Origin of the sequence: Marinomonas profundi, assembly GCF_020694005.1 — a bacterium.
Lineage (GTDB): Bacteria > Pseudomonadota > Gammaproteobacteria > Pseudomonadales > Marinomonadaceae > Marinomonas > Marinomonas profundi.
The window spans coordinates 1,920,073-1,944,327 of sequence record NZ_CP073013.1 but is presented as its reverse complement, the minus strand read 5'-3'; the positions used below and the strand labels follow the sequence as shown (position 1 = coordinate 1,944,327).

Here is a 24,255-nt window from a genome sequence, read left to right as displayed (position 1 = left end):
TAACTTTAAAATTTGTTGTCTAATGCTTACAGGATTAAAATCTCTGGTACGTAAAGCTACCTCTCTGTTTGCCTCTCCAAAGGTACAGACTTACCCTATTATCATCCCCCGCAGCGATCACAGCTTGTCTCGCCAAGATTTGAGCCCGAATGCTGTCAAAGTATTGTATCGTCTCAATAAAGCAGGCTATGACGCATACTTAGTCGGAGGCTGCGTTCGAGATCATCTTATTGGTATTGAACCAAAAGACTTTGATGTCGTAACCAATGCCACGCCAGAAGAAGTTCACACCATTTTTTCTAACTCAAGACTCATTGGACGACGCTTTAAATTAGTCCACGTGACGTTTGGACGCGAAATTATTGAAGTCTCAACCTTTAGAGCACCCTCCGCTCAAGACGATAATGACGATGACGACACACCAACCACCTCGTTAAAAGGCAAAGACTCAGCACGATCAGCCCATGGTATTGTGTTACGCGACAATGTGTATGGCAATATTGAAGAAGATGCCGAGCGTCGAGACTTCACTTTTAACGCCTTGTATTACAATGTTCAAGACTTCAGCATTCACGATTTCTGTGGCGGCCTAAAAGACATTGAAAACAAACAAATTAGAATGATCGGCGACGCACGTCAGCGCTATCAAGAAGACCCAGTGCGCATGCTGCGTGCGATTCGATTTGCTGGAAAGCTAGGATTCGAAATAGAAGCCGACACGGCCGCCCCCATTAAAGAAATGGCGCACCTGCTAGATCACATTCCACCCGCACGCTTATTTGAAGAAGTCTTAAAACTTCTTGGTAGCGGCAACGGCATTGAGACCTTCGCTTTACTACGTCAATACGGTTTATTTCGCTACTTATTTCCAGACACTGACGCCTTGTTACAAAGCGGCTGGAAACGTGATGACATCGATCCGGAAGCCTTCATACTTCAAGGCCTGAAAAACACTGACGATCGTATCCAAAGCGGCAAAACCACCGCTCCGTATTTCTTGTACGCGGTATTACTTTGGCCGAGTGTGGCACTTCGTCATGAAGAATTCCAAGCGCAAGGCATGCCAGCGACTCCGGCGTTGCATCAAGCCGCCAATATGGTCTTAGATAACCAAGTCGCTTCCACCGCTATTCCGCGTCGATTTTCTACACCAATGCGCGAAATCTGGGACATGCAGTATCGCTTACCCAAACGCTATGGCAAACGCGCCTTTCTATTGCTTGAACACCCACGCTTTCGTGCCGGTTTTGATTTCTTGTTAATACGCGAGTTAAGCGGAACAGAATTAGATGGATTGGGCGATTGGTGGGAAAAATTCCAACACGCGACAGAAAGCCAACAAAGAGATCTGATTAAAAGCATTGATAAGTTCGCTAACGACAAAGAAGGCCCTAAAAAACGCCGTCCTCGTCGTCGCCGAAAAAATAATAGCAGCGCCCCACAAAGAGAAACTTCCGACGAATAAGAGGATGTGTCGTGATACAAGCTTATATTGGCCTCGGCAGCAATCTTGACAATCCAATGGCGCAGCTAGATCGCGCCATTGACGCCCTAAAGAAACACGACGATTTAAACCATCTTCGTGTTTCTTCGGTTTATGGCAGCAAACCGGTTGGTCCTCAGGATCAACCAGACTATGTTAATGCCGTCGCTTCATTTGAAACCGACCTCTCCCCTATCGACTTACTCGACTTATTACAAAGCATTGAACAATCGCAACGCCGAGTACGAGAACGGCATTGGGGACCGCGCACCTTAGACCTAGATCTGTTATTGTATGGACAGGAAAAAATACAGCAGCCGCGACTCACCGTGCCACATCCCTTCATGCTAGAGCGAGGGTTTGTAATAAAGCCGCTTAGTGACTTAGCGCCGGATATGCGCTTAGCCAATGGCAACACCGTTACCGAGCAGTTACAGCAACTTGACACCAGTGATTTGGTCTTTATCAAAGAAGAATAAACTATGTATTCAGATAACTCACAAAGAAAACTCACCAAACCAGTCACCTTATCGACGCTCAAAAAAATGAAAGCGGATAAAGAAAAAATCACCTGCCTAACCAGCTATGACGCTTCTTTTACCCATGTGATGAACGTGGCTGGGGTGGAAACCATCCTAGTTGGGGATTCTCTTGGCATGGTCATACAAGGCCAAGACAGCACCCTGCCCGTCACCATCGAAGACATGTGCTACCACACCGCCGCCGTCAAACGTGGCAACAGCAACGCCTTTATTCTCGCGGACATGTCTTTTATGAGTTATAGCAAGCCTGAGCAAGCGCTCGATAACGCAGCAAAACTCATGCAAGCGGGCGCCAACATGGTCAAACTAGAAGGTGGCAGCTGGCTGGCAGACACGGTTAAATTACTCAGCCAACGGGGCATTCCTGTTTGCGCACATTTAGGCCTGACGCCACAGTCTGTGCATAAATTTGGTGGTTACAAAGTGCAAGGCAAAAGCCAAGACGCCGCCGACTTACTATTGCAAGAATCGCTAGACCTTGTGGCCGCCGGCGCCGACATTCTTCTATACGAATGTATTCCAACTGAGTTGGGCAAAACCTTGACCGACGCCGTTCCGGTGCCTACCATCGGCATCGGTGCGGGACATCATACCGATGGACAAGTACTGGTGATGCACGACATGCTTGGCATCAACCTAGGCCACACACCAAAATTCGTTAAAAACTTCCTCACCAACGGCCGTAATGTCACACAAGCCTTTGAAGCTTACGTGAAAGAAGTAAAAGACATGACCTTCCCTGGACCAGAGCACGGATTCAAATAATGAAAACATTCCACACCATCGCTGAACTTCGTGCCGCGCTAAAAATCGAGCGCTTACAAGATAAAAGCATTACCTTTGTCCCCACCATGGGCAACTTACACGATGGCCACATGTCATTGATTCGCCGAGCCACAGAAGAAGGCGACGTCGTTGTCTCCTCAATTTTTGTCAACCCAATGCAGTTCTCAGCCAACGAAGATTTAGAACGCTATCCAAAAACACTGGAAGAAGACAAAAGAGTGCTTGAAGCCAATGGCTGTCATTACTTATTCGCCCCAGACGCCTTAGCAATGTACCCAGATGGCAAACGCAGCCAAACCCAAATCGAAGTGATGGGCTTATCGGACATCCTGTGCGGCGCATCACGCCCAGGTCACTTTGTTGGCGTTGCCACCGTAGTGACCAAATTGTTTAATATTGTGCAGCCAGACTGTGCGATATTCGGCAACAAAGATTTCCAGCAACTTAAAGTCATTGAAGACATGGTACGCGACCTCAGTTCTAACGTCCGAGTTATCGGCATAGACACGGCTCGCAACGACGACGGGCTCGCCATGAGCTCGCGCAACGGCTACCTAACAGAAGAAGAAAGACGCATTGCACCAGCAATGTACCAAACCCTGCTCTGGGCGAAAGAGGCGCTCTTAGCAAACCGTGCGAGTCACGAGGACATTCGCGAACAAGCTCAACAGAAGCTTGAAGCGGCTGGTTTCCGTCGAGATTATTTCGAAATCCGCGCACAAGATAATTTACAAACACCGTCAGAGGAAGAGAAACGCCTGGTCATTTTGGCTGCGGCATACTTAGGCAGTGCACGCTTGATTGATAATTTGCGTGTCGAGCTATAACTTTGATTTCTAGGGAGATTGTAATGGGCTCACCCACAAAACTAACTACTTGGCAAAAATTAACAGAGCACAAACAAGAAATGGCGTCTGTTAACATGACATCCCTGTTTGACGCAGACCCAAAACGTGCCGAGAAATACACCGCACAAGCGGCCGGCTGGACATTGGATTACGCAAAAAACCGCGCCAGTGAAAAAACCCTTGCACTGCTCACAGAATTGGCCAAAGAAGCCGGCCTAGAAACCGCCATCAAAGGCATGTTCAGCGGTGCGCACATCAACAACACCGAAGACCGCTCTGTGCTGCACATCGCTCTACGTGCGAGCCAAGCCCAAGACACATTAATGGTCGATGGCGTTAACGTCTTAGCAGAAGTGCGCGCGACCCTAAAACAAATGGAAACATTTGTCGCGCAACTACACAGCGGTGAATGGAAAGGCCACACCGGCAAAACCATTACTGACGTGGTCTCTATCGGCATTGGTGGCTCTTACCTTGGCCCAAAAGTCGTCGCAGAAGCACTCACACCTTATAAGAAAGACGGCATCAAGGTGCACTTTGTTGCCAACATCGATGGTTCAGACATCACCGGTAAGTTAAAACAACTTAACCCAGAAACCACGCTATTTGTCATCTCGTCTAAAACCTTCGGCACCTTAGAAACCTTATCTAACGCCAATGCCGCGCGCGATTGGTTCCTCAGTAACGGTGGCTCACAAGAGAACGTCAGCAAGCATTTTGCAGCGGTTAGCTCAAACGTGAAAAAAGCCGTCGACTTCGGTATGGCAAAAGAAAACATCTTCCCAATGTGGGACTGGGTTGGCGGACGCTACTCACTTTGGTCAGCGATTGGTTTGCCAGTTGCGATTGCCGTTGGCATGGACAACTTCTACGCCTTACTCGACGGCGCTCACCAAATGGACGAGCACTTTCGCACCACCCCGTTTGAAGAAAACCTACCGGTTATCATGGGCACACTTGGCGTGTGGTACATCAACTTCCACAACGCCCAAACCCACGCACTGATTCCTTACGACCATTACCTACGCGCCATGCCAGCTCACATTCAGCAGCTCGACATGGAAAGCAACGGCAAAGCGAATCTATTGAATGGCGACGGCGTAGCAACCGACACAGGCCCCATCATCTGGGGCGGCGCGGGCACCAACGGCCAACACGCTTACCACCAATTATTACATCAAGGCACACGTCTTGTGCCGGTCGACTTTATCGCACCATTGGCGTCGCACAACCCCATTGGCGAACACCACACGCAATTGTTTGCCAACTGCCTAAGCCAATCGCAAGCCTTGATGGTCGGTAAAAGCCTTGAGCAAGCCAAGCAAGAACTGCGTGATGCTGGTGCAACACCAGAACAAGTCGACGCTATTGCGCCGCACAAAGTGATCAAGGGCAACCGCCCTAGCAACACCCTACTGACCGACAAAATGACACCTGCCACCGTGGGTGCCTTGATCGCCCTCTACGAGCACCGTACTTTTGTACAAGGTACCATCTGGGGCATCAACTCATTCGACCAATGGGGCGTAGAACTAGGCAAAGTACTGGGCACCGACATTTACAACCGCCTTGTTAGCGACAGCGACAACAGCGCACTGGATGCCTCCACCCAAGCACTGATCAAAGCGTTCAAAAAAGCTCAATCTTAACCGTTTAGCTTTTTTTACTGCGTCAACAAAAACACCAGCCTCGGCTGGTGTTTTTGTTTGAGCAACTAACCTTCTCCCTCAAAGACTCTTAACACGCCATTAATTAGTGCTTGGTCGAGCCAGGATTCGGGATAAAGTTAATCACCATTTCGTCTGCTTGTGGCGCACTGCTGTGCGGCGTATTAACGCGCGTGGGGATTTCAGTTGGCTGCGCCTGCACAACAGTCGATTGCTCATCCGTGTAACCACACACAACGCATTCGCGATATTGCTTTTCAGCATCATCGTCACGCCATGCACGAATCTTATCCATCTCACTACAACGAGGGCACACCGCCCCTGCGATAAAGCGTTTTACTGTCATAACCCAAATTACCTTTAAAAAGTAACGCCTTGAACGACGTCATAAAAAAGCAGCGCCTTGTTCGATAATCATCAAACTAAACACTGCTTCCTTGCAAAACGAAAATTTACGCCGCGATGCCGCTGTGTCTCAACAAGGCATCGGTGCTTGGCTCACGGCCACGGAATTCAGCGAATAATTCCGCTGCTGGACGAGAACCGCCATTGGCCAATATGGTATCACGGAAGCGTGCGCCGGTATCTTTATTGAAAATGCCATCTTCTTCGAATTTCGAGAACGCATCTGCTGACAAGACTTCCGCCCATTTATAGCTGTAGTAACCTGCCGCGTAACCACCGGCAAAAATGTGCGAAAAGCTGGTTTGGAAGCGGTTAAATTCAGGCGGCGTAATCACCGCGACTTTGCTGCGCACATCGTCGATAACCGATTGAACAGAAACGCCTTTTTGGTATTCCATGTGCAAACGGAAGTCGAACAAAGAAAACTCCAGCTGGCGCATCATCTGCATGCCCGATTGGAAGTTCTTCGCAGCCAGCATCTTATCTAACAAATCTTGTGGCAGCGGTGCGCCCGTTTCGTAATGACCCGCAATATGCGCCAGCGCTTCTGGCTCATAACACCAGTTTTCCATAAATTGACTGGGTAATTCAACGGCATCCCAAGCCACACCGTTAATACCGGATACGGATGAAACGTCCACTTGGGTCAACATATGGTGCAAACCGTGACCAAATTCATGGAACAAGGTGGTGACTTCATCGTGCGTCAACAGCGCTGGCTTGTCACCAATCGGTGGCGTGAAGTTACACACCAGATAGGCAATCGGTAGCTGTAAGCGGTTATCACTCAAACGACGACGAGTACGGCAAGAATCCATCCACGCGCCACCACGTTTTGCTTCACGAGCATAAGGATCTAGATAGAAGCGAGAAATGTCTTCGCCGTCTTTACTGATAGTAAATAACTGCAAGTTCTTGTTATAACTATCAAATTCTTTTTCTTCACGAATATCGACGCCAAATAAAGTTTGTGCCACGTGAAACAATCCAGACAAAACCTTGTTCATGGGGAAATAAGGACGCAGTTCTTCTTGGGAAATACTGTACTTATGCTGACGTAATTTCTCCGCGTAGTAAGTCATGTCCCACGCGTTCAATTTTTCCACACCATTTTCGTCTTTCGCAAACGCGGTTAATTGCGCAAGATCTTGTTCTGCCGAGCTTTTTGATTTTTTAGCAAGGTCTTCCAGGAAGTCGATAACCTGCTGTCCGTTGTCGGCCATTTTAGTGGCAACAGACAGTTCTGCATAATTATCAAAACCAAGAATCTGTGCCATTTCATGACGCAACGCCAAAATCTCATCAATCAAAGGGGCGTTATTGAATTTGATGTCGCCACCTTGATCAGACGCGCGCGTCGCAAAAGCCCGATACATTTCTTCGCGCAGCTCAGCATTGTCGGCGTAACTCATCACTGGCATATAAGAGGGGAAATCTAAAGTAAACAACCAACCGTCTTTTTCTTTGGCGTCGGCCATTTGCTTCGCTTGGGCGAGAGCCGATTCAGGCAATCCTAACAACTCACTTTCGTCGGTGATGAGTTTGCTCCAAGCCTGTGTGGCGTCTAGAACATTTTCACCAAACTGGCTACCCAGCTCGGACAAACGTTGGCTTATCTCGCCGTAACGTTTTTTCGCATCACCTTCTAAACCCACACCCGATAATTCAAAGTCACGAATAGTTTGGCTTAGGGCTTCGGTTTGCGCTGGCGTTAGATTCTTTGTAGCGTCGCTTTCGGCAAGGGTTTTGTACGCTTGATACAAGGCTTTGTTTTGCCCAAGGTCGGTGTAGTACTGGGTGAGCTTTGGCAAACAAGCATTGTACGCCGCCCGTAGCTCTGGGGTATTTTTAACAGAATTCAAATGACCAATCGGTGACCAAAAATTATTGAGATCATCGTGCAGTTGATCCAATGGTAAAATAAGACTTTGCCACGTTGGATTGGTGTTCTCGCTGACACAGGCGTCGATGGCTACTTGGTGGTGCTTTAGCAGGCTTTCTAGATCCGCTTCAATGTTCGCAACATCAACATTGGTAAAATTCGGTAAGCTGGTCGCGTCCCATACAGACTGTGACATATCATGGTATCCTTTTATATAAATTGAACGCTGTATTGCACTAATTAATACAATACTATGCTTACTAAGATAGGTTGTCTTAACACTTTTTCAATGCATAAAACCCTATTGCGTTAATAGTTCCTTCATTTTGTAGTAAAAACCCTTATAGAGAGGATTTATGGTGATGAAATCTTTCCGTGGTAAAACACCACAACTCGGTGACCGTGTTTGGGTCGATGACAGTGCGGTGGTTATTGGCGATGTCACTATAGGCGAAGACAGCTCAGTGTGGCCTTTGGTGGCCATACGCGGCGACATGCACCGTATTCGCATTGGCGCTCGCACCAGTATCCAAGACAACTCCTGTTTGCACATTACTCATGCCAGTGCTTACAAGCCAGAAGGCCATCCTTTAGAGATTGGCGACGACGTAACAGTCGGCCACATGGCCATGTTACATGGCTGCACGATTGGCAATAAAGTATTGGTCGGCATGGGAACCACCATTCTTGATGGCGCAGTGATTGAAGACAAAGTCATCATAGGCGCAGGCTCTTTAGTCCCACCCGGCAAACGTTTAGAAACAGGCTTTATGTACATGGGTTCCCCGGTGAAACAGATACGCCCATTGAGTGAAAAAGAAATCGAATACTTCCAGTATGCAGGGCTCAACTACGTCAAACTAAAAGATGAGTACTTGGCAGAAGCAAAGGCAGAAGTTGGCAAATAACATAAACAACCCGCTTCGCCGCCCTTGGCTTAGCGGGTATGACATTGGTTATTGTTCTATTCTGATGCTGACCCACGCTAACGCTATGGTCAGCCAAATCGCTTCATTTTTTGAAACGGCAAGGTATAAGCAATCAAGAACAATAAAGCGGCGCACACCACAACACTAGGGCCGGTTGGCGTGTCCCAGCGATAAGACGCCCACAAGCCGCCACATACCGCCAAACAACCTATCAGGCTAGCGATGGACGCCATCTGCACCGGCGTCTTGGAGAGTTTGCGTGCGGTCGCGGCGGGAATAATCATCAAGGAGGTAATCAGCAACACGCCAACGATTTTCATCGCCACGGCAATCACCAGTGCCACCAGCAACATCAATAATAGACGGATCGCTTCTACCGGATAACCTTCTACTTTTGCCAATTCTTCGTTGACGGTGACGGCCAAAAGCGGCTTCCAAAAGACAACTAATAAGCTGATAACCGCCAAGCCACCGCCGTAAATCCAATACACATCGGCTTGGTTAATGGCTAATAAATCGCCAAATAAATACGCCATCAAATCGATGCGGATATTGTCCAGAAAACTCACCGCCACCAAACCAAGTGACAAGGCCGAATGGGCTAAAATCCCTAACAAGGTATCGGTGGCGATAATGTGTTTTTTCTGCAAGGTCACTAATACCAAGGCCAAGCCAACACATAAGACGACAATGGCAAGATTCAAATTGATGTCTAACAAAAAGCCTAACGCCACACCCAACAAAGCCGAATGCGCCAAGGTATCGCCAAAATACGCCATGCGTCGCCACACCACAAACGCCCCTAACGGCCCGGCCACCGCCGCTACCCCCAAACCGCCTAACAAGGCTCTGAGCAAAAGATCTAACATGGTATTCCTGACTCCAAAATCGACTAACTAGGTAACTGGGAGATATTAATGGTGCTCACAATGGGCGTGAGCCTTATTATCGTCAGATAAAATGCTGCCATGTTCGTCATGCACATGATCGTGCTGATGAGCGTAAATAGCGATGGACTCATCCGCGCCAGGTACGCCAAACAACGCCTGATACGCCGGATGCCCAGTCACATGCTGAGGGCTACCAGAACAACAAACATGCTGGTTAATGCACACGACCGTATCGGTTTTCGCCATCACCAAATGCAAATCATGGGACACCATCAACACACCGCAGTTAAGCTCATTACGAATGCTTTCAATCAGGTTATAAAGTTCCACCTGACCGTTCACATCCACGCCTTGCACTGGCTCATCTAACACCAATAGATTGGGTCGATTCAACAAAGCCCGCGCCAACAGCACGCGCTGTGTTTCACCGCCAGACAAGACATGCACTTGGGAATGCAGCAAATGCGCAATGCCGAGCTTTTCCAGCGTGGGAAGAATCTGCTGTTTATCAACACCTCGCACCAAGGCCAAAAAATGCTTTACGGTTAAAGGCAGCGTCGGATCAATGTGCAGTTTTTGCGGCATATAACCAATGCGCAAGGTTTTGTGTCGCACTACCTCACCAGAGGTTGCCTCTTGCAGACCTAGTAAGGTGCGAATAAGCGTGCTTTTTCCGCTGCCATTGGGGCCAATCAAGGTGACAATCTCGCCTTCACTGACGCTCATATCGATATTATCCAGCAAAATACGACCATCAAATGCAATACCAATTTTTTCAAAAGCGACCAATCGCTTACTCATGGGTTGGCTCCTGCAGAGTTCGCCTTGCACTTGGCACACAAGCCCGTTAACTCAATGGTTTCAGCGCGCAATTCAAAGCCTTGCTGAGCCGCTTTAGCAATCAACGCCGCATGGATGTCTTGGTAATCAAACTCCATCACATTGTGGCATTCGTCGCAAATTAAAAAATACCCCTTATGCGCCTTATCAGCATGAGAACAACCAAGATACGCGTTCATTGATTCGACTTTATGAATCAAGCCTGCACCCAATAAAAAGTCCAAAGCACGATAAACCGTTGGCGGCGCAGAGTTGAAGCCTTCTTCCGCCAACTTAGCCAATAACTGATACGCACCCAGTGGACGATGACTTTCCCAAATCAACTCCAATGCGCGACGGCGTACTTTCGTCAAACGCTGACCTTGCTGAACACACAAGGTTTCTGCAGTAGCAAGCGCCGTATCAATACAATGATCGTGATTATGGCGCGCGCCATATTGATGAGACTGTAAATCTTGTTTTGTCATTAAAACGTCCTTCCTGCATTGCTCAAGTAGCTCCAAATCATGGAACCACTAATGATGATCAAGGCAAAAGCCGCCATAAACCCAAAAATGCGCGACACCCGTTGTCGCCAAACACGATGTTCACTGCTTAACGCCAACCCAGTATCACGTACCAACACACTCACCCCAGCCAACACCGCCACCGTAATCGCAGTGCCCAGTGCCATGGCAAAGGTCGCAACGATGCCCCACAAAAAGATGCCCGTACTCAAAGAAAACAACAAGACTAAAATCGCCCCCGTACAAGGTCGAATCCCCACGGCGGCGACCATCGCCCAAATACTACGACGAGCGGTTTTAGCTTCATCGGCATGATGTGCGCAGCAGGCATGGTTATCAGAGTGTTCATGTGAATGGCCCCGATCTGCATCAGAATGATGATGTTCGGTTAAATGATCTGGTGAATGGCTTTCTTCTGAGTGATCATGGCCGCAACCGGACTGACCACGCAGTAAACGCAGCAGAATCCACACACCTATCAAGCCCACTGCCGCAAAGCTGGCAATCTCAAAAAAGCGACTGATTTGCATGGCTTTTCCGGCCAAAGAAAACACCTGACTCAACACAAGAATAACCAATATCGCCATGACGGCTTGAACGCCAGCGCACAAAAACGCCAGACTCACACCGCGGCGTAACGGCGCTTTACTCGCTAGCATGTAGGCTGAAATAACCGCCTTGCCATGACCTGGGCCAGCCGCATGAAACACGCCATAAAAGAAGCTAGTGGATATTAAACCCCACAATAAAACCGGACTGCCGCCCTTGCTGATAGAGCGAACCAAAGACACCAATTCACGATGAAAAGTCGCCTGTTGAGAAAGGGTCCACTGAATAAAGTCTTGATACACCGAAAATTCCACCGCAGCGTACAGCGGTGGACTCAGCAATAAAAAAGATAACAGAAAAAAAGCGACGTTCTTCGCCATAATTGGCTCTCACCTGAGGTTGAATACGATTTTGTTATGATATAACAAGTAAAACCCAAGGAGAAGCCAAAGCCCAGAAACGTCACATTTTGTACCAACGTCAATTAATAAGCGTTAGCTAATGGCAGGAACCACTGGCTGTAAAAACCCCATCACACCGCTCATAAAGATTTGCGCCGCCATGGCAGCCAGAATCAAACCGGTAATTTTAGACAAGACATTTAACCCCGTACGGCCGAGCATTTTTTCGATCAAAGAACCAGAGTACAAAATAATGGTCAAGGTACCCAACGCCAACAGCAAACCACACAAGCCGAGGAATAAGTCCCAGCCTTGCAGCTCGGCACCGTAGACTAGAATCGTACCAATGGTCGCCGGCCCGATAATCGTCGGCACCGCCAGCGGCACCACAGACACATCATCACGCTCTTCGCTGGGCATGCCAACCGCATGATTCCGCGTACCATCCCGAACCAAACTCAACGCCGACATAAACAACAAGATGCCAGAGCCAATACGGAACGAATCCAAGGTAATGCCCAACACCGCAAACAAACTGCCGCCAAAAAACAGCAACACAATAGAAATTGCGACTGAAGCAATAATGGCCTTATTTGCGACCTGTCGGCGCGAGGCCGATGATTCACCGCGCGTTAACGCGAGAAACATAGACAACACAAAAAACGGCGCAAACAGGAAAAAGAACTTAATCCAAGTCGAGATCAATAAACTCATGTAAACATTCACCAGAAAAGTATTGAGCAAAGCCAAATACTTAATTATCAAAAATCCGACGTTATATCGTCAGAACTCCCCCAATTTACCGCGCTTGTGGCACAACAAATAGCCACCTGAACGCCATCTATTTAAAGACCGTCTCTAAGAGAGCGCAGATGAAAGAATTCTAGCAAAAAATCAGCAAAGGTGAGGAATAAATAACCGTGAATTGAAAAAAGAAAAGCCGCTACAAAGTCACACTTTGCAACGGCTTAGTTGTTTTGATAAGCAAAAATTTAGTCGGTGTTAGGTGTTTTTTTGACGCGCCCCAGTACCCATGTAAAGAACACAGGTACGAACAACACCCCCAACACAGTTGCCGAAATCATCCCGCCAATAACACTCACACCCAAGGAATGCTGACTCGCTGCACCGGCACCCGTCGCCAGAGTTAACGGAACAACCCCTAGAATAAACGCCATTGACGTCATAATAATAGGGCGAAAACGCAACTTAGCCGCTTGAATTGCCGCGTTTTTTAGAGAATAACCTTGCTGATAAAGGTCTTTGGCAAATTCCACAATTAAGATCGCATTTTTCGCTGACAAACCAATAATCGTGATTAAGCCAACTTTGAAATACACATCATTCGACATGCCTGTCAAAAAGACCGCCGCGACCGCACCCAAGGCGCCAATCGGTATGATCAAAATAACCGACAAGGGAATCGCCCAGCTTTCATACAGCGCCACCAGCAACAAGAAAACCACCATAATAGAAATGGTCAGCAGCATAGGCGCTTGTGAACCAGCGGCTTTTTCTTGATAAGACAACCCCGTCCACTCATAACCAATGCCTTTTGGCAGCGTATTAATAATGCGCTCAATTTCCGCCATGGCCTCACCTGAACTGTATCCCGGCATAGGGCTGCCTGAAATTTTATAGGCAGGATAACCATTGTAGCGGGAGACTTGAACAGGGCCTATTTCCCATGAACTGCTCGCAAAAGAGCGCATCGGGACAAGATTGCCTTCGTCATTAAGAACTTGCAGTTCCAATACGCGTTCTGGCGTCATTCGATCGGCCACATCAGCCTGCACGACAACGCGCTGCAAACGACCCGCATTGGCAAAATCATTCACAGTGGCAGAACCATAAGCTGTTGATACGGCATTATTGATCGACTCAAAGCCCACGCCCAATGCCGTCGCTTTTTTACGATCTATATTGATTCTCAACTGCGGCGCATCTTCCAAGCCCTCCATCATGGCGTAAGCAATAATAGGCGACGCATTCGCTTGACCAAGCAGTGTATTACGGGCGTTTGTTAACGCTTCTCGCCCTAGGTTACTACGATCCTGTAAACGCACCGAGAAACCACCCGAGTTACCCATACCTTCAATAGGTGGCGGCGTAACAGCCATAGAACGGCCGTCTGATATGCTGCCTGCGAATTGATTGTAAGCCACGGTTTCATCCAATACAGACTGCTCGCGCTCTGACCAATCAGTAAAGGTTGGAAATAACAGACCCGCATTCGCGCCCATACCAGAGAAACTAAAGCCCATTATGGTAATGACATTTTCAACCGCATCCCGTTGACCCAAAAATTGCTCAGCGCCTTTCATGGTTTCGTTGGTTCGGGAAAACGTCGCACCCGCCGGAAGCTGCATATCAACAATCATGTAACCTTGATCTTCCGTAGGCACAAAAGATTCAGGCAAGCGCACATAGGCATAACCTAGGCCGATAACCAGCACAAGATACACCAGCATAAAGCGCCCTGAACGGTTTACCAGCTTGCCATTTAATACTGTATAGCGACTCGTCAGACCTGCAAATATCCGATTAAACCAGCCAAAGAATCCGCTTTTTTCATGATGCTCTTCTTGGTTGATCGGTTTCAGCAAAGTCGCACACAAGGCTGGCGTAAAAGTCAGCGCCAAGATCCCAGACAACATAATTGACACCGCCAGAGACATGGAAAACTGCTGATAAATAATCCCCACCGAGCCGCTCATAAAGGCAAGCGGTACAAACACCGCAGACAACACCAAGGTAATACCCACAATCGCACCAGACACTTGGCCCATGGCTTTAATCGTGGCAGCTGGTGGCGAAAGCCCTTCTTCCACCATAATACGCTCGACATTCTCGACCACAACAATGGCATCATCCACCAAAATACCAATGGCGAGCACCATACCAAACATGGTCATCATGTTCACCGAAAAGCCCATCAAAGACATCACCGCAAAGGTGCCTGAAATACAAACCGGCACCACAATGGTAGGAATCAGGGTGTAACGAAAATTCTGTAAAAACAGCAGCATCACCAAAAACACTAAGACAATGGCTTCAACTAAGGTGTAAATAACCTTTTCAATCGCGGCACTGACGAATGTAGAGGTGTCATAAGGAAAACTAATCTGAATATCGTCTGGAAAATTCTCTTCCAATTCAGCGGCACGCGCTTTAACCGCTTTTACCGTCTCGATCGCATTCGCACCAGGCGATAACTGAACCGCTCCCATGATGGCTTTTTTACCATTTAGGCGGGTTTCAAAGTTATAGTCTTGCTTGCCCAACTCGATTCGGGCTACATCTCTTAAATAAACCGCCGCGCCGTCCGCGTTACTGCGCAACACAATATCGCCAAACTCTTCAGGGTCTTCCAAAAAGCCTTTGACGACCAGACTGGCCGTTAGTTCTTGTGCATCATCGGCTGGACGACCGCCAAAGCTGCCTGCTGGGACTTGCACGTTTTGGTTTCTAATGGCGGTATTAATATCGCCAATGGATAAACCGTAGCTCAACAATTTTTCTGGCGACACCCAGACACGCATCGCGGCTTCTGTACCGAAGTACTGCAGTTTACCCACACCCTCTACACGACGAATATTGTTGTTCATATTGCGGGCGCCAAAATCAGCCAAACGCACAATACTCTTAGAAGAATCGTCGCCTTTAAATGTCAAAGCATACATCATCAAGAAACCAGAACTGGCTTGGTCTACTTGCACACCTTGAGTAATAACACTGCTGGGTAAACGCGCCTCGGCTTTTTTAAGTCGGTTTTGAATATCAACCTGAGCCAAATCAGGGTCCGTACCCGGTTCAAAAGACGCCGTAATCTGGGAAATACCGTTTGAGTTACTGGAGGAATCAAAATAGAGCAAACCTTTCGCGCCATTTAACTCTTCCTCAATAACGCTGGTTACCGAGTCAACTAATACTTGAGCAGACGCACCGGGATACGTTGCTGTAATCGCAATTTGCGGTGGTGCAACCACTGGGAATTGCGACACAGGTAAAGTGGGCAACGCCAACAAACCCGCGCAAAAAATAAAGATTGCCATGACCCAAGCAAAATTGGGTCGAGCAATGAAAAAATTAGACATGCATTCAGCCTCTAAGGAAACGTCTTAACAGTTAAGATAAAATAAGAAAAACTACGAATTTGAGGCCAATTTAACGGATGTTGTTACCTTTTCGCCCGCTTGATACATAGCAGCGTTGTCTATAATTACCTTTTCTTCGGCTTGCAAACCTTCCGTAATACGCCACAAGTTTTGCGCCATTGAACCCGTTTCTACAGGGCGAGATTCCACGGTATTTTGATCATTAACAACATACACAAATGCTCGGCCGTCGTGACCGCGCATAACAGCACGCTGAGGAATCAAAATTGCTTGAGCAGAGTGAGATTGCACCGCTTTAACGCGCACATACATACCTGGCAACAGTACTGCATTCGGATTAGGGAACAGACCACGTAACACGACGTTACCGGTTTTTTCATCAACCTGACTGTCAGAGAATAATAATTCACCTTCAAAAAACGTATTATAACCATCCAACTTAGCCATTAATATCGTGCTGTTAGTGGCAGCGCGCTCTTCTACAGATTGTTGATATTTCAAGCTATCGGTCACGGACTGAGTGAAATCGATGTACACAGGATCAAGCTGCTGAATCGTGGCTAACAAGGTGGTGTCGCCTTGACCCACCAACATACCTTCACTGACATTTGCTCGCCCAATTCGCCCAGAAATAGGGGCGCGAACCGTTGCATAATCAAGGTTCAGTTCTGCATTGTCCACGTCCGCTTTCGCCGAAATAACCGCTGCGTTTGCACTCAGATAAGCCGCTTGCGCCGCATCAAATACTTGCTTACTCACCGCTTGAGACTCTAATAAAGGGGCATAACGATCCACCAATACTTTTGCATCAAATACGGTTGCTTCTGCTCGGGCTAGCTCACCTTTCGCACGCGCAAGGGCGATTTTTAAGGACGCTGGATCAATTTCAAACAACACATCGCCTGCCTTAACATCAGACCCTTCGACAAACTTTCTGTGCAGTACAATACCAGGAACACGAGCGCGCACTTCCGCCTCACGGATCGGTTCAACTCGACCCGGCAAAATCGCATTTTCTTCATATTCAACCGGTTGCACAGCCATCACGGTAGCGGCTCTTGCACTGGCAGGAGAACTAACTTGGGCCTCTGGCTCACTTGGGGTACAGCCAGACACTATCAATAACACCACCAAAGCCGGTAGCAACGTTCGTCCATTCTTGAGAATTCGTATCATTGGTTAATACCTTATATTTTTGCCAGAGATAAAACAGTTTCTAATAGTATTAAAATGACCCAAATGAATCTATAATGATTCATTTGATTCCAATAAAGTTCTTTTTATTTCTGCTTTTTACTGGCATATAAGATTTCATATAAAAGATATTCTGCGTAAAATCACTAAGGCACAAAAAACGAGTAACATAATAAACCATCATGAAATATGGTTATTCAAACGTAAACTGGATACTGATATGGCTGAGCACGAAACAAACGAGGCATTACAGAACGCACTGGCGCTTGCATTAGTGGAACATCCACGAGCGTCACTACAAGAACTTGCCTGTGCCGTCGGGGTGAGTAAAGCCACCTTGTATCGTTTTTGCCCCACTAGAGAAAGCCTGCTAGAAAGACTACAGAGCAGCAGTATGAACGCCTATAAACTGGCGATAGAAGACGCTAATTTAGACACGGCACAGCCAAGAGAAGGGGTACGAAAACTGCTGGAAAACTGCTATAAAAATAAAGAGTTAACGCTCTTTACCATTCAACACTGGCAACCAGAGCTATTAGAAAACTGCGAGTGCACAAAAGCACAAGAAAAACTCGATGCCTTCTTCTTAAAGGGCCAACAAAGTGGTCACTTCCGAGTAGACGTTAGTGCGGCGGTAATTACAGAATGCTTCCATGGTTTATTCTTCACCATGATAGAAGCAGAGCGTCTAGGACGAGTGCCCAGAACAAGAGTATTAACCATAATAGAATTAGTGTTAATGGAAGGCGTCTGCACCACGTCAAACTCGCCTTCCTAAAATGGCCTAATCAGTAGACAATAACCAGTAAACGATAAACCAGTGAACGATTAACGTTGGCTCAAGGCCAGCTTTACACCGAAGCCCAACAGCAAGACGCCCGTTAAACCATCTAACACCTGCGCCACTTTGGGTCGCGCCAGCCAGACTCGCGCTTTATGCACCATAAGCGCCAGAAACGTTTGCCACAGCATCGCGATGATAAAGTGAAGAGACGCCATAAAAAGCGATTGCGCCAACGCCGAATGACTCGGATCAATAAACTGCGGCAAGAACGCCATGTAGAAAATAATCGGCTTAGGGTTCAACACATTCGACAAAATCCCCTGACGAAAGCTGCCCCACGCCGTCAATGCCTTTGCACTCTTAGCGTCTTTAAACGTCATTCCCACCGGCTTCATCGCACTGCGAACAGCTTGTACCCCCAAATACACCAGATACGCCGCGCCCACCAACTTGAACGCGGTAAACAACCCAGCCGAGCCCAGTAGAATCACCGACAAACCTAACGCCGACACAGTCGCATGAGCAAACAGGCCCATGCAAATCCCCAAACTGGTCAAAAAGCCCAATCGCCAACCACCCGCTGCAGCGTTACGCATGACGATAATCGTGTCTACACCGGGGCTCATCGTCAACAAAGTAATGGTCGCTAAAAACGGCAACCATTGAAAATGCTCTAACATGTGCTTCTACCTTAAAGGCGCTAAAATAAGAGGAATAGCGTTAGGGTTTGCAGGTCAAATCCACCCATAGCGCTACCGAGGTTTCTTCCGCTTCACGCTCAATGGGGGTGCAGGTTTCAGACAAAGTACCAGACAAACGCACCAAACCTTCTTCTAAAGGCTCCATGGCAAAATACAACTCATCGTCGCCAAACGCGAAGCTCAAGGTCGAGGTTTCAAGGTTAACTGGCGTTGGCAGCGCAATACCGAGGCGAATCCATAGCATCTGATCGCGAACGCGAACATCCAATACCTGTACCTCATTGGGTACAATATCGGCGCCATCTTGCTTCATTTTGATAAAAAAGCCGTATTGATCAAAGCTCTTCAACACCTCGATCATATCGAGCTTTTCTTGCCCCGTTAATTCACCATCACCGTCAACATCGTATTCGACAATTAAACTGGTCGAGGTAAAAAGATCTAAACCCCAGGTCGCCTCAAGCGTTTCAATGGTTGCTTGATCGACATTAACGCGATATTGAGAATCGACCCAAACGTGTGGGTGCGCCATCGCTGAAACAGCAAACAACGCACTGAAAAAAACACTCAAATAACGCACCGCTTGTCTCATAGAGAGTCCACCAACGCCGGAGCATATCGTACCCGAGCTTCTAAAATACGCTGAAACTCACGAGGATCATGCTGCTGCGCCAAACGCTCAGGATCATGTTTCGCGCCATGCCAAGCTTCCAAGCGAGACAACCAAAAACGCAATGCCGCAATACGCAACATATAAGGCCACGCTAGAACTTCCTCAGAGCTGACTTCTCGCTCGTGCAAATAGGCTTTTATCAACGCCTTGTATTTGGCTTTATCTAATTCGCCTGTTGCCATATCAGAACACCAATCGTTCACCACAATGGCTAAGTCATACATCACCCAAGAATGACACGCGTTGTAGAAATCGATAATGGCCGAGAGTTTATGACCTTCAAACAAGGTGTTGTTATAAAACAAATCCCCATGAATGGTGGTTTTAGGCAGATCAGGATGCTCTGCAATAAAGGCATCGAATTCAGCGATTTGCGCGAACAACAATTGCGCTTGTTCGGGTTCCAACTGTAACTCAATCGCGGCGCTCGTTTTATGCCACCACGCCATGCCTCGATGACTGTCACGATGAACAGGGAAATCTTCACCCGCAATGTGTAACTTCGCCAAGGCTTCCCCCATCAAACGACAAGCAACCTCATCGGTGCTTTTTAACTCGCTGCCGGGGAAACAATCGACAATAATGGTTGGTCGGCCATTTACTTCGCGTAGTCGCTCACCATGAATGTCGATCAAAGCAGCAGGAACATTAAAACCTTTGTGTTTCAAATGCGCGACCACATCTAAAAAGTAAGGCACCTCTTCTAACTGAAATTCTTCAAACAAGGTCACCACGTATTTGCCCGTTGTCGTGGTCAAAAAATAATTGGTGTTTTCGACACCGCCGGAAATACCTTGGAACGAAACCAGTTCACCTAAATAATAATCGGCCACTAAGGCCCGCATGTCAGAGTCAGAAAGGGAAGTGTAAACAGCCAAGTTTTTACCTATTGTTGTCTAAAAAAAGATGGAATGAAAAAAGAAGCGCCTATGCTCCACAATAAGCATCAAAAGGTCAATTAACCAAGTATAAATTCATCTTTAACACTGAAAAATTCATCATAAACACATAGAATAGAGCCCATAACCGCCGATTAAAAAGAGGTTCTATTTTGGCTACGGATTCAAAAACACAAACATCCCCTATGGTTCTGGTAGACGGTTCGTCTTACCTTTACCGAGCATTCCACGCGATTCCACCGATGCACACCCGCGACGGCCACCCGACCAACGCCACACGCGGTGTGATCAGCATGATCCGCAGCCTCATCAAAACCTACCCAGATTCGCCGATGGTGATCATCTTCGACGCCAAGGGCAAAACCTTCCGCGACGAGATCTACAGCGAATACAAAGCCCACCGCCCGCCCATGCCGGACGATCTTCGTCCACAAATCGAGCCGATTCACCGCATGGTGGAAGCCATGGGCTTGCCACTGGTGATCATCGATAACGTAGAAGCCGACGACGTGATCGGCACCATCGCCAAACAAGTGGGTGAAGCGGGCCGCGAGGTCGTTGTTTCCACGGGCGATAAAGACATGGCACAGCTGGTCAACGAAAAAGTCACCCTAGTGAACACCATGAACAACACCGTCATGGACATCCAAGGCGTGAAAGATAAATTCGGCATCCCACCCGAACTTATCATCGATTACTTAGCCTTAATGGGCGACAAGGTCGATAACATCCCCGGCGTACCCGGCGTGGGTGAAAAAACCGCCCTTGCCTTGCTGCAAGGGTTGGGCAGCATCAAAGACATTTACAATCGCCTAGACGAGATCGCCGATTTGGGCTTTCGTGGTTCCAAAACCATGAAGCAAAAAATGGTCGACAACAAAGAAATGGCCGAGCTGTCTTACACCTTAGCCACCATCAAATGCGACGTGGAACTGCCCTTCAACTCCCTCGAATTGAAAAACGGCGAAGCCGACAAAGACACCCTACGTGAATGGTATGCCAAACTAGAATTTAAAACTTGGCTGACCGACCTAGACAAAGCCCCAAACGTCGAATCCGCCAGCGACACCATGGGCAATATTTCCTCTGAACAAAACGGCCAAGTCGACACACCGGTTAAATCTGATCTAGAAGCCAACTACACCACGGTATTGGATAAAGAAACCTTTGGCGTTTGGCTAGAGAAAATCCAAGCGGCTGAGCTGGTCGCCTTCGATACCGAAACCACCTCGCTGAACTACATGGCAGCGGAACTGGTTGGCCTGTCCTTCTCCATCAAAGCGGGCGAAGCCGCCTATATTCCGGTAGCGCACGATTATGAAGGCGCGCCAGAACAACTAGACCGCGCTTGGGTGCTCGAACAGCTGAAACCTTGGTTAGAAGACGACAGCCAAGCGAAAGTCGGCCAACACCTAAAATACGACGCCAACGTACTCAACAACTACGGCATTACCTTACGCGGCATCGCTTACGACACCATGTTGGAATCGTACGTGTACAATTCCGTAAGCTCCCGTCACGATATGGACACCCTTGCCAGCAAGTTCCTCGGCCACACCAACGTGAGCTTTGAAGACATCGCCGGCAAAGGTGCCAAGCAAAAAACCTTTAACCAAATCGACCTAGAAGTGGCGGCGTTTTACGCCGCCGAAGACGCCGACATCACCTTGCGTTTGCATGAAGCGATTTGGCCGAAAATCGAAGCGACGCCAGAATTGGTCAGTATTTTTAAAGACATCGAATGCCCATTGATTCCGGTCTTGGCGAAAATGGAACAAACCGGCGCCTTGATCGACCCAGAACTCTTACATATTCAAAGCAGTGAAATCGCTGGCAAGCTACAAGAACTGGAAATCAAAGCCCACGAAGAAGCGGGTGAAAGCTTCAACCTAAGCTCGCCCAAGCAACTGCAAGTGATCTTGTTTGAAAAACAAGGCTTGCCAGTGATCAAGAAAACCCCCAAAGGTCAGCCCTCCACGGCCGAACCTATCTTGCAAGAACTGGCGCAAGACCATGAACTGCCACGCTTGATCATGGAACACCGCACACTGTCTAAGCTGAAATCCACTTACACAGACAAACTGCCAGAAATGATCCAAAAAACCGGCCGCATTCATACCTCTTACCACCAAGCCATCACCGCGACTGGTCGTTTGTCGTCGACGGATCCGAACTTGCAAAACATCCCCATCCGTTCTGCGGAAGGTCGTCGTATTCGCCAAGCTTTTATCGCACCAGCGGGCTACAAGCTAGTCGCGGCCGATTACTCGCAAGTGGAATTACGCATCATGGCGCACTTGTCACAAGATCCGGGCTTATTAGACGCCTTCACCAAAGACGCCGACGTGCACAAAGCCACCGCCGCGGAAGTCTTCGAAGTCAGCCTAGACGAGGTCACCACAGAACAACGCCGCCGCGCCAAAGCCATCAACTTCGGCTTGATCTACGGCATGTCGGCCTTTGGTCTAGCGAAACAACTGGGCATTGGTCGTCCAGAAGCAGGCAAGTACATCAAACGCTACTTCGAACGTTACCCCGGCGTACAGCAATACATGGAAAACACCCGCGAAAGCGCGAAAGAAAAAGGCTATGTCGAAACCATCTACGGCCGCCGCTTGTACCTACCAGACATCAAAGCGAAAAACGCCATGATGCGCCAAGCCGCCGAACGCACCGCCATCAACGCCCCGATGCAAGGCTCCGCCGCCGACATCATCAAACGCGCCATGATCAAAATGCACGACTGGCTGCAGAGCACCGACCTAGATGTAAAAATGATCATGCAAGTACACGATGAACTCATCTTCGAAGTGGCTGAAAAAGACATCGACGCTGCCAAAGAAAAAATCGTCGACATCATGCAGAATAGTAGTCAGATTGACGTGCCTTTGCTGGTTGAAGCGGGGGTTGGAGACAACTGGGACGAGGCGCATTAAGGCTCTAAAATAACAAATGAATACGAGCAAGGCTCAAGGAAGAGCCTACTTTAAACTTAAGGGATTAAATGGAAACCACCATTCTACATGGCGACCTTTCAGTCGAATGGATGTCGCACAAACGAAGTAAAAACGCCTTTGTTACGACAACGAACGGTTCACTTTCATTTGGCACCTTTCCTAAAAACAACGCTCACTGGCCAGAACTAGAAATTCGATTGAAAGTCGGCTTTGCAGGTTTTGGAAGAACAAGATCGGGAGCATTTGGTGTTAGACATATCTATGAAAAACATAGCCAAGAAATTGGCATTACCTGCCCAAGCCAAGTATCGGGCTATATAGAATCTATCATCACTGACGGAGCAACCGTCATTGTTGACACGGTGAAAGACGAAAACGCCGCGCTGGTTATTGAGTCCAAGACGGGGCTGGTCATTTTAAGATTATCCAAAGACAAAACCTATTACGACATTATCAGTGCCTACGATAGAAAATCCCACCCAGGGACAGTTATCGCAATGATATAAAACAGGCATAAAAAAAGAGCGTGACAAATGCTCTTTTTTAAAATAAAAAATGATAGTTCGTGGCAGCCCTTTAGCTCTTTAGCTCTTTGGGGTCAGGGTGACTAAACAATGTTTAGTCTAACCATCAACAATGATGTCACTGGCGAATCATTGGTAGCGTGAGAACATATGGACAATCCAGTAATGAGTCATATGTTAAGCCCTTCTACATGATCAATTTTAGTACTGACACCAACGTATTGCAACCGACAACAAACAGTCAATGATAAAGAACCTTCAGGCAGAATGTAAAATAACCAAGATAGTCTGATCTAAAGCTTTTTTACCCGCAGCCCCTAGCGGCTTCTGACTTTCTTTGAGCACAAAAAAACTCCTAAGCAAATCAGCTACATCAAGTAGCCTCATTGAAAGGAGCCGTGTTATTACAAAGTATATAACTGACCGTTATGAAATTCTACCTTCCTAACGGTTGCTTCAAGTTCGGCAGAACCCTCTAAGTGACACTCAAAAGCAGTAAAGCGTAACAATTTTCTTAGCTAAACGGCCAAACTGAACAAAAATCTTAGCTACTGAACGATTTTCTTAGGAAGTAACCCGCTCTGATCCGAACCACAAGAAGACGTTTTAGATGTGCTACAAAAAAGCGGGTTGGCTCTAATGTTGGAAGCGACAAAAGGAAGTGATGCTTATAGTGA

At 47.7% G+C, this 24,255-nt stretch carries 21 protein-coding genes; 9 read left to right on the top strand and 12 right to left on the bottom strand.

What is annotated here, in order from left to right:
• Window positions 1-22: 22 nt before the first annotated feature.
• The 5 genes from pcnB to pgi are packed head-to-tail and all read left to right on the top strand — an operon-like array spanning window position 23 to window position 5,308.
• On the top strand, window positions 23-1,465 hold the full coding sequence (pcnB, locus tag J8N69_RS09080) for a polynucleotide adenylyltransferase PcnB (RefSeq protein WP_168825417.1): 1,443 nt from the start codon (window positions 23-25) through the stop codon (window positions 1,463-1,465).
• 14 nt (window positions 1,466-1,479) lie between these two features.
• Window positions 1,480-1,962, top strand: a complete 483-nt coding sequence (folK, locus tag J8N69_RS09075; RefSeq protein WP_227804031.1) for a 2-amino-4-hydroxy-6-hydroxymethyldihydropteridine diphosphokinase — start codon at window positions 1,480-1,482, stop codon at window positions 1,960-1,962.
• Between the two features lie 3 nt (window positions 1,963-1,965).
• Window positions 1,966-2,790 (top strand): 3-methyl-2-oxobutanoate hydroxymethyltransferase, encoded by an 825-nt coding sequence (panB, locus tag J8N69_RS09070; RefSeq protein WP_168825413.1) that lies wholly within the window; start codon window positions 1,966-1,968, stop codon window positions 2,788-2,790.
• The gene (gene panC / locus J8N69_RS09065; RefSeq protein WP_168825411.1) at window positions 2,790-3,638 is read left to right on the top strand and encodes a pantoate--beta-alanine ligase; all 849 of its coding nucleotides are present in this window, start codon (window positions 2,790-2,792) and stop codon (window positions 3,636-3,638) included. The genes panB and panC overlap by 1 nt, the downstream gene beginning before the upstream one ends.
• Before the next feature lie 23 nt (window positions 3,639-3,661).
• Window positions 3,662-5,308: a glucose-6-phosphate isomerase gene (gene pgi, locus J8N69_RS09060; protein WP_168825409.1), complete on the top strand. Its 1,647-nt coding sequence runs from the start codon at window positions 3,662-3,664 to the stop codon at window positions 5,306-5,308.
• Window positions 5,309-5,411: 103 nt separating this feature from the next.
• Here the strand turns inward: pgi and J8N69_RS09055 are convergent, their stop codons facing one another.
• Window positions 5,412-5,672, bottom strand: a complete 261-nt coding sequence (locus J8N69_RS09055) for a YheV family putative zinc ribbon protein (protein ID WP_168825407.1) — start codon at window positions 5,670-5,672, stop codon at window positions 5,412-5,414.
• A gap of 106 nt (window positions 5,673-5,778) precedes the next feature.
• Window positions 5,779-7,809 carry an oligopeptidase A gene (gene prlC / locus J8N69_RS09050; RefSeq protein ID WP_168825405.1) on the bottom strand — a complete coding sequence of 677 codons (2,031 nt, stop codon included), beginning with the start codon at window positions 7,807-7,809 and terminating at the stop codon, window positions 5,779-5,781.
• A 160-nt stretch (window positions 7,810-7,969) separates the two neighbouring features.
• Here prlC and J8N69_RS09045 point away from each other — a divergent pair, with 160 nt between their 5' ends.
• The gene (locus tag J8N69_RS09045) at window positions 7,970-8,521 is read left to right on the top strand and encodes a gamma carbonic anhydrase family protein (RefSeq protein WP_168825403.1); all 552 of its coding nucleotides are present in this window, start codon (window positions 7,970-7,972) and stop codon (window positions 8,519-8,521) included.
• An 89-nt stretch (window positions 8,522-8,610) separates the two neighbouring features.
• On the opposite strand, the gene znuB is transcribed toward J8N69_RS09045, so the two are convergent.
• From znuB to J8N69_RS09010, 7 genes are all read right to left on the bottom strand, one after another.
• Window positions 8,611-9,411 (bottom strand): zinc ABC transporter permease subunit ZnuB, encoded by an 801-nt coding sequence (gene znuB, locus J8N69_RS09040; RefSeq protein WP_168825402.1) that lies wholly within the window; start codon window positions 9,409-9,411, stop codon window positions 8,611-8,613.
• A gap of 45 nt (window positions 9,412-9,456) precedes the next feature.
• Window positions 9,457-10,233 (bottom strand): zinc ABC transporter ATP-binding protein ZnuC, encoded by a 777-nt coding sequence (gene znuC / locus J8N69_RS09035; RefSeq protein WP_168825400.1) that lies wholly within the window; start codon window positions 10,231-10,233, stop codon window positions 9,457-9,459.
• The gene (locus J8N69_RS09030) at window positions 10,230-10,739 is read right to left on the bottom strand and encodes a Fur family transcriptional regulator (protein WP_168825397.1); all 510 of its coding nucleotides are present in this window, start codon (window positions 10,737-10,739) and stop codon (window positions 10,230-10,232) included. The genes znuC and J8N69_RS09030 overlap by 4 nt, the downstream gene beginning before the upstream one ends.
• Complete coding sequence (locus J8N69_RS09025; protein WP_168825396.1) at window positions 10,739-11,707, bottom strand: nickel/cobalt transporter; 969 nt, start codon at window positions 11,705-11,707, stop codon at window positions 10,739-10,741. Before J8N69_RS09025 ends, J8N69_RS09030 begins: the two co-directional genes overlap by 1 nt.
• Window positions 11,708-11,821: 114 nt before the next feature.
• Window positions 11,822-12,442, bottom strand: coding sequence for a MarC family protein (locus tag J8N69_RS09020; RefSeq protein WP_168825394.1), 621 nt, complete (start codon window positions 12,440-12,442; stop codon window positions 11,822-11,824).
• 278 nt (window positions 12,443-12,720) lie between these two features.
• Window positions 12,721-15,825 (bottom strand): efflux RND transporter permease subunit, encoded by a 3,105-nt coding sequence (locus tag J8N69_RS09015; RefSeq protein ID WP_168825392.1) that lies wholly within the window; start codon window positions 15,823-15,825, stop codon window positions 12,721-12,723.
• Window positions 15,826-15,876: 51 nt separating this feature from the next.
• Complete coding sequence (locus tag J8N69_RS09010; RefSeq protein WP_168825390.1) at window positions 15,877-17,022, bottom strand: efflux RND transporter periplasmic adaptor subunit; 1,146 nt, start codon at window positions 17,020-17,022, stop codon at window positions 15,877-15,879.
• Between the two features lie 238 nt (window positions 17,023-17,260).
• Here J8N69_RS09010 and J8N69_RS09005 point away from each other — a divergent pair, with 238 nt between their 5' ends.
• Complete coding sequence (locus J8N69_RS09005; protein WP_168825388.1) at window positions 17,261-17,818, top strand: TetR/AcrR family transcriptional regulator; 558 nt, start codon at window positions 17,261-17,263, stop codon at window positions 17,816-17,818.
• 50 nt (window positions 17,819-17,868) lie between these two features.
• On the opposite strand, the gene J8N69_RS09000 is transcribed toward J8N69_RS09005, so the two are convergent.
• The 3 genes from J8N69_RS09000 to J8N69_RS08990 are packed head-to-tail and all read right to left on the bottom strand — an operon-like array spanning window position 17,869 to window position 20,076.
• Window positions 17,869-18,504: a LysE family translocator gene (locus tag J8N69_RS09000; protein WP_168825386.1), complete on the bottom strand. Its 636-nt coding sequence runs from the start codon at window positions 18,502-18,504 to the stop codon at window positions 17,869-17,871.
• A gap of 40 nt (window positions 18,505-18,544) precedes the next feature.
• Complete coding sequence (locus J8N69_RS08995) at window positions 18,545-19,117, bottom strand: DUF1007 family protein (RefSeq protein WP_211085032.1); 573 nt, start codon at window positions 19,115-19,117, stop codon at window positions 18,545-18,547.
• On the bottom strand, window positions 19,114-20,076 hold the full coding sequence (locus tag J8N69_RS08990; RefSeq protein WP_168825384.1) for a homoserine kinase: 963 nt from the start codon (window positions 20,074-20,076) through the stop codon (window positions 19,114-19,116). The genes J8N69_RS08995 and J8N69_RS08990 overlap by 4 nt, the downstream gene beginning before the upstream one ends.
• Window positions 20,077-20,282: 206 nt before the next feature.
• On the opposite strand from J8N69_RS08990, the gene polA reads away from it, so the two are divergent.
• Both polA and J8N69_RS08980 read left to right on the top strand, forming a co-directional pair.
• Window positions 20,283-23,033, top strand: a complete 2,751-nt coding sequence (gene polA, locus J8N69_RS08985; protein WP_168825451.1) for a DNA polymerase I — start codon at window positions 20,283-20,285, stop codon at window positions 23,031-23,033.
• A 68-nt stretch (window positions 23,034-23,101) separates the two neighbouring features.
• Entirely contained in the window at window positions 23,102-23,560 is a 459-nt protein-coding gene (locus J8N69_RS08980; protein WP_168825382.1) for a hypothetical protein, read from the top strand.
• Window positions 23,561-24,255 lie beyond the last annotated feature (695 nt).

Excerpts from the sequence above, each read along its gene's own strand:
- pcnB (WP_168825417.1), top strand. The coding sequence starts at position 23 with ATGCTTACAGGATTAAAATCTCTGGTACGTAAAGCTACCTCTCTGTTT.
- panB (WP_168825413.1), top strand. The coding sequence starts at position 1,966 with ATGTATTCAGATAACTCACAAAGAAAACTCACCAAACCAGTCACCTTA.
- panC (WP_168825411.1), top strand. The coding sequence starts at position 2,790 with ATGAAAACATTCCACACCATCGCTGAACTTCGTGCCGCGCTAAAAATC.
- pgi (WP_168825409.1), top strand. The coding sequence starts at position 3,662 with ATGGGCTCACCCACAAAACTAACTACTTGGCAAAAATTAACAGAGCAC.
- J8N69_RS09055 (WP_168825407.1), bottom strand. The coding sequence starts at position 5,672 with ATGACAGTAAAACGCTTTATCGCAGGGGCGGTGTGCCCTCGTTGTAGT.
- prlC (WP_168825405.1), bottom strand. The coding sequence starts at position 7,809 with ATGTCACAGTCTGTATGGGACGCGACCAGCTTACCGAATTTTACCAAT.
- J8N69_RS09045 (WP_168825403.1), top strand. The coding sequence starts at position 7,970 with ATGGTGATGAAATCTTTCCGTGGTAAAACACCACAACTCGGTGACCGT.
- znuB (WP_168825402.1), bottom strand. The coding sequence starts at position 9,411 with ATGTTAGATCTTTTGCTCAGAGCCTTGTTAGGCGGTTTGGGGGTAGCG.
- znuC (WP_168825400.1), bottom strand. The coding sequence starts at position 10,233 with ATGAGTAAGCGATTGGTCGCTTTTGAAAAAATTGGTATTGCATTTGAT.
- J8N69_RS09030 (WP_168825397.1), bottom strand. The coding sequence starts at position 10,739 with ATGACAAAACAAGATTTACAGTCTCATCAATATGGCGCGCGCCATAAT.
- J8N69_RS09025 (WP_168825396.1), bottom strand. The coding sequence starts at position 11,707 with ATGGCGAAGAACGTCGCTTTTTTTCTGTTATCTTTTTTATTGCTGAGT.
- J8N69_RS09020 (WP_168825394.1), bottom strand. The coding sequence starts at position 12,442 with ATGAGTTTATTGATCTCGACTTGGATTAAGTTCTTTTTCCTGTTTGCG.
- J8N69_RS09015 (WP_168825392.1), bottom strand. The coding sequence starts at position 15,825 with ATGTCTAATTTTTTCATTGCTCGACCCAATTTTGCTTGGGTCATGGCA.
- J8N69_RS09010 (WP_168825390.1), bottom strand. The coding sequence starts at position 17,022 with ATGATACGAATTCTCAAGAATGGACGAACGTTGCTACCGGCTTTGGTG.
- J8N69_RS09005 (WP_168825388.1), top strand. The coding sequence starts at position 17,261 with ATGGCTGAGCACGAAACAAACGAGGCATTACAGAACGCACTGGCGCTT.
- J8N69_RS09000 (WP_168825386.1), bottom strand. The coding sequence starts at position 18,504 with ATGTTAGAGCATTTTCAATGGTTGCCGTTTTTAGCGACCATTACTTTG.
- J8N69_RS08995 (WP_211085032.1), bottom strand. The coding sequence starts at position 19,117 with ATGAGACAAGCGGTGCGTTATTTGAGTGTTTTTTTCAGTGCGTTGTTT.
- polA (WP_168825451.1), top strand. The coding sequence starts at position 20,283 with ATGGTTCTGGTAGACGGTTCGTCTTACCTTTACCGAGCATTCCACGCG.
- J8N69_RS08980 (WP_168825382.1), top strand. The coding sequence starts at position 23,102 with ATGGAAACCACCATTCTACATGGCGACCTTTCAGTCGAATGGATGTCG.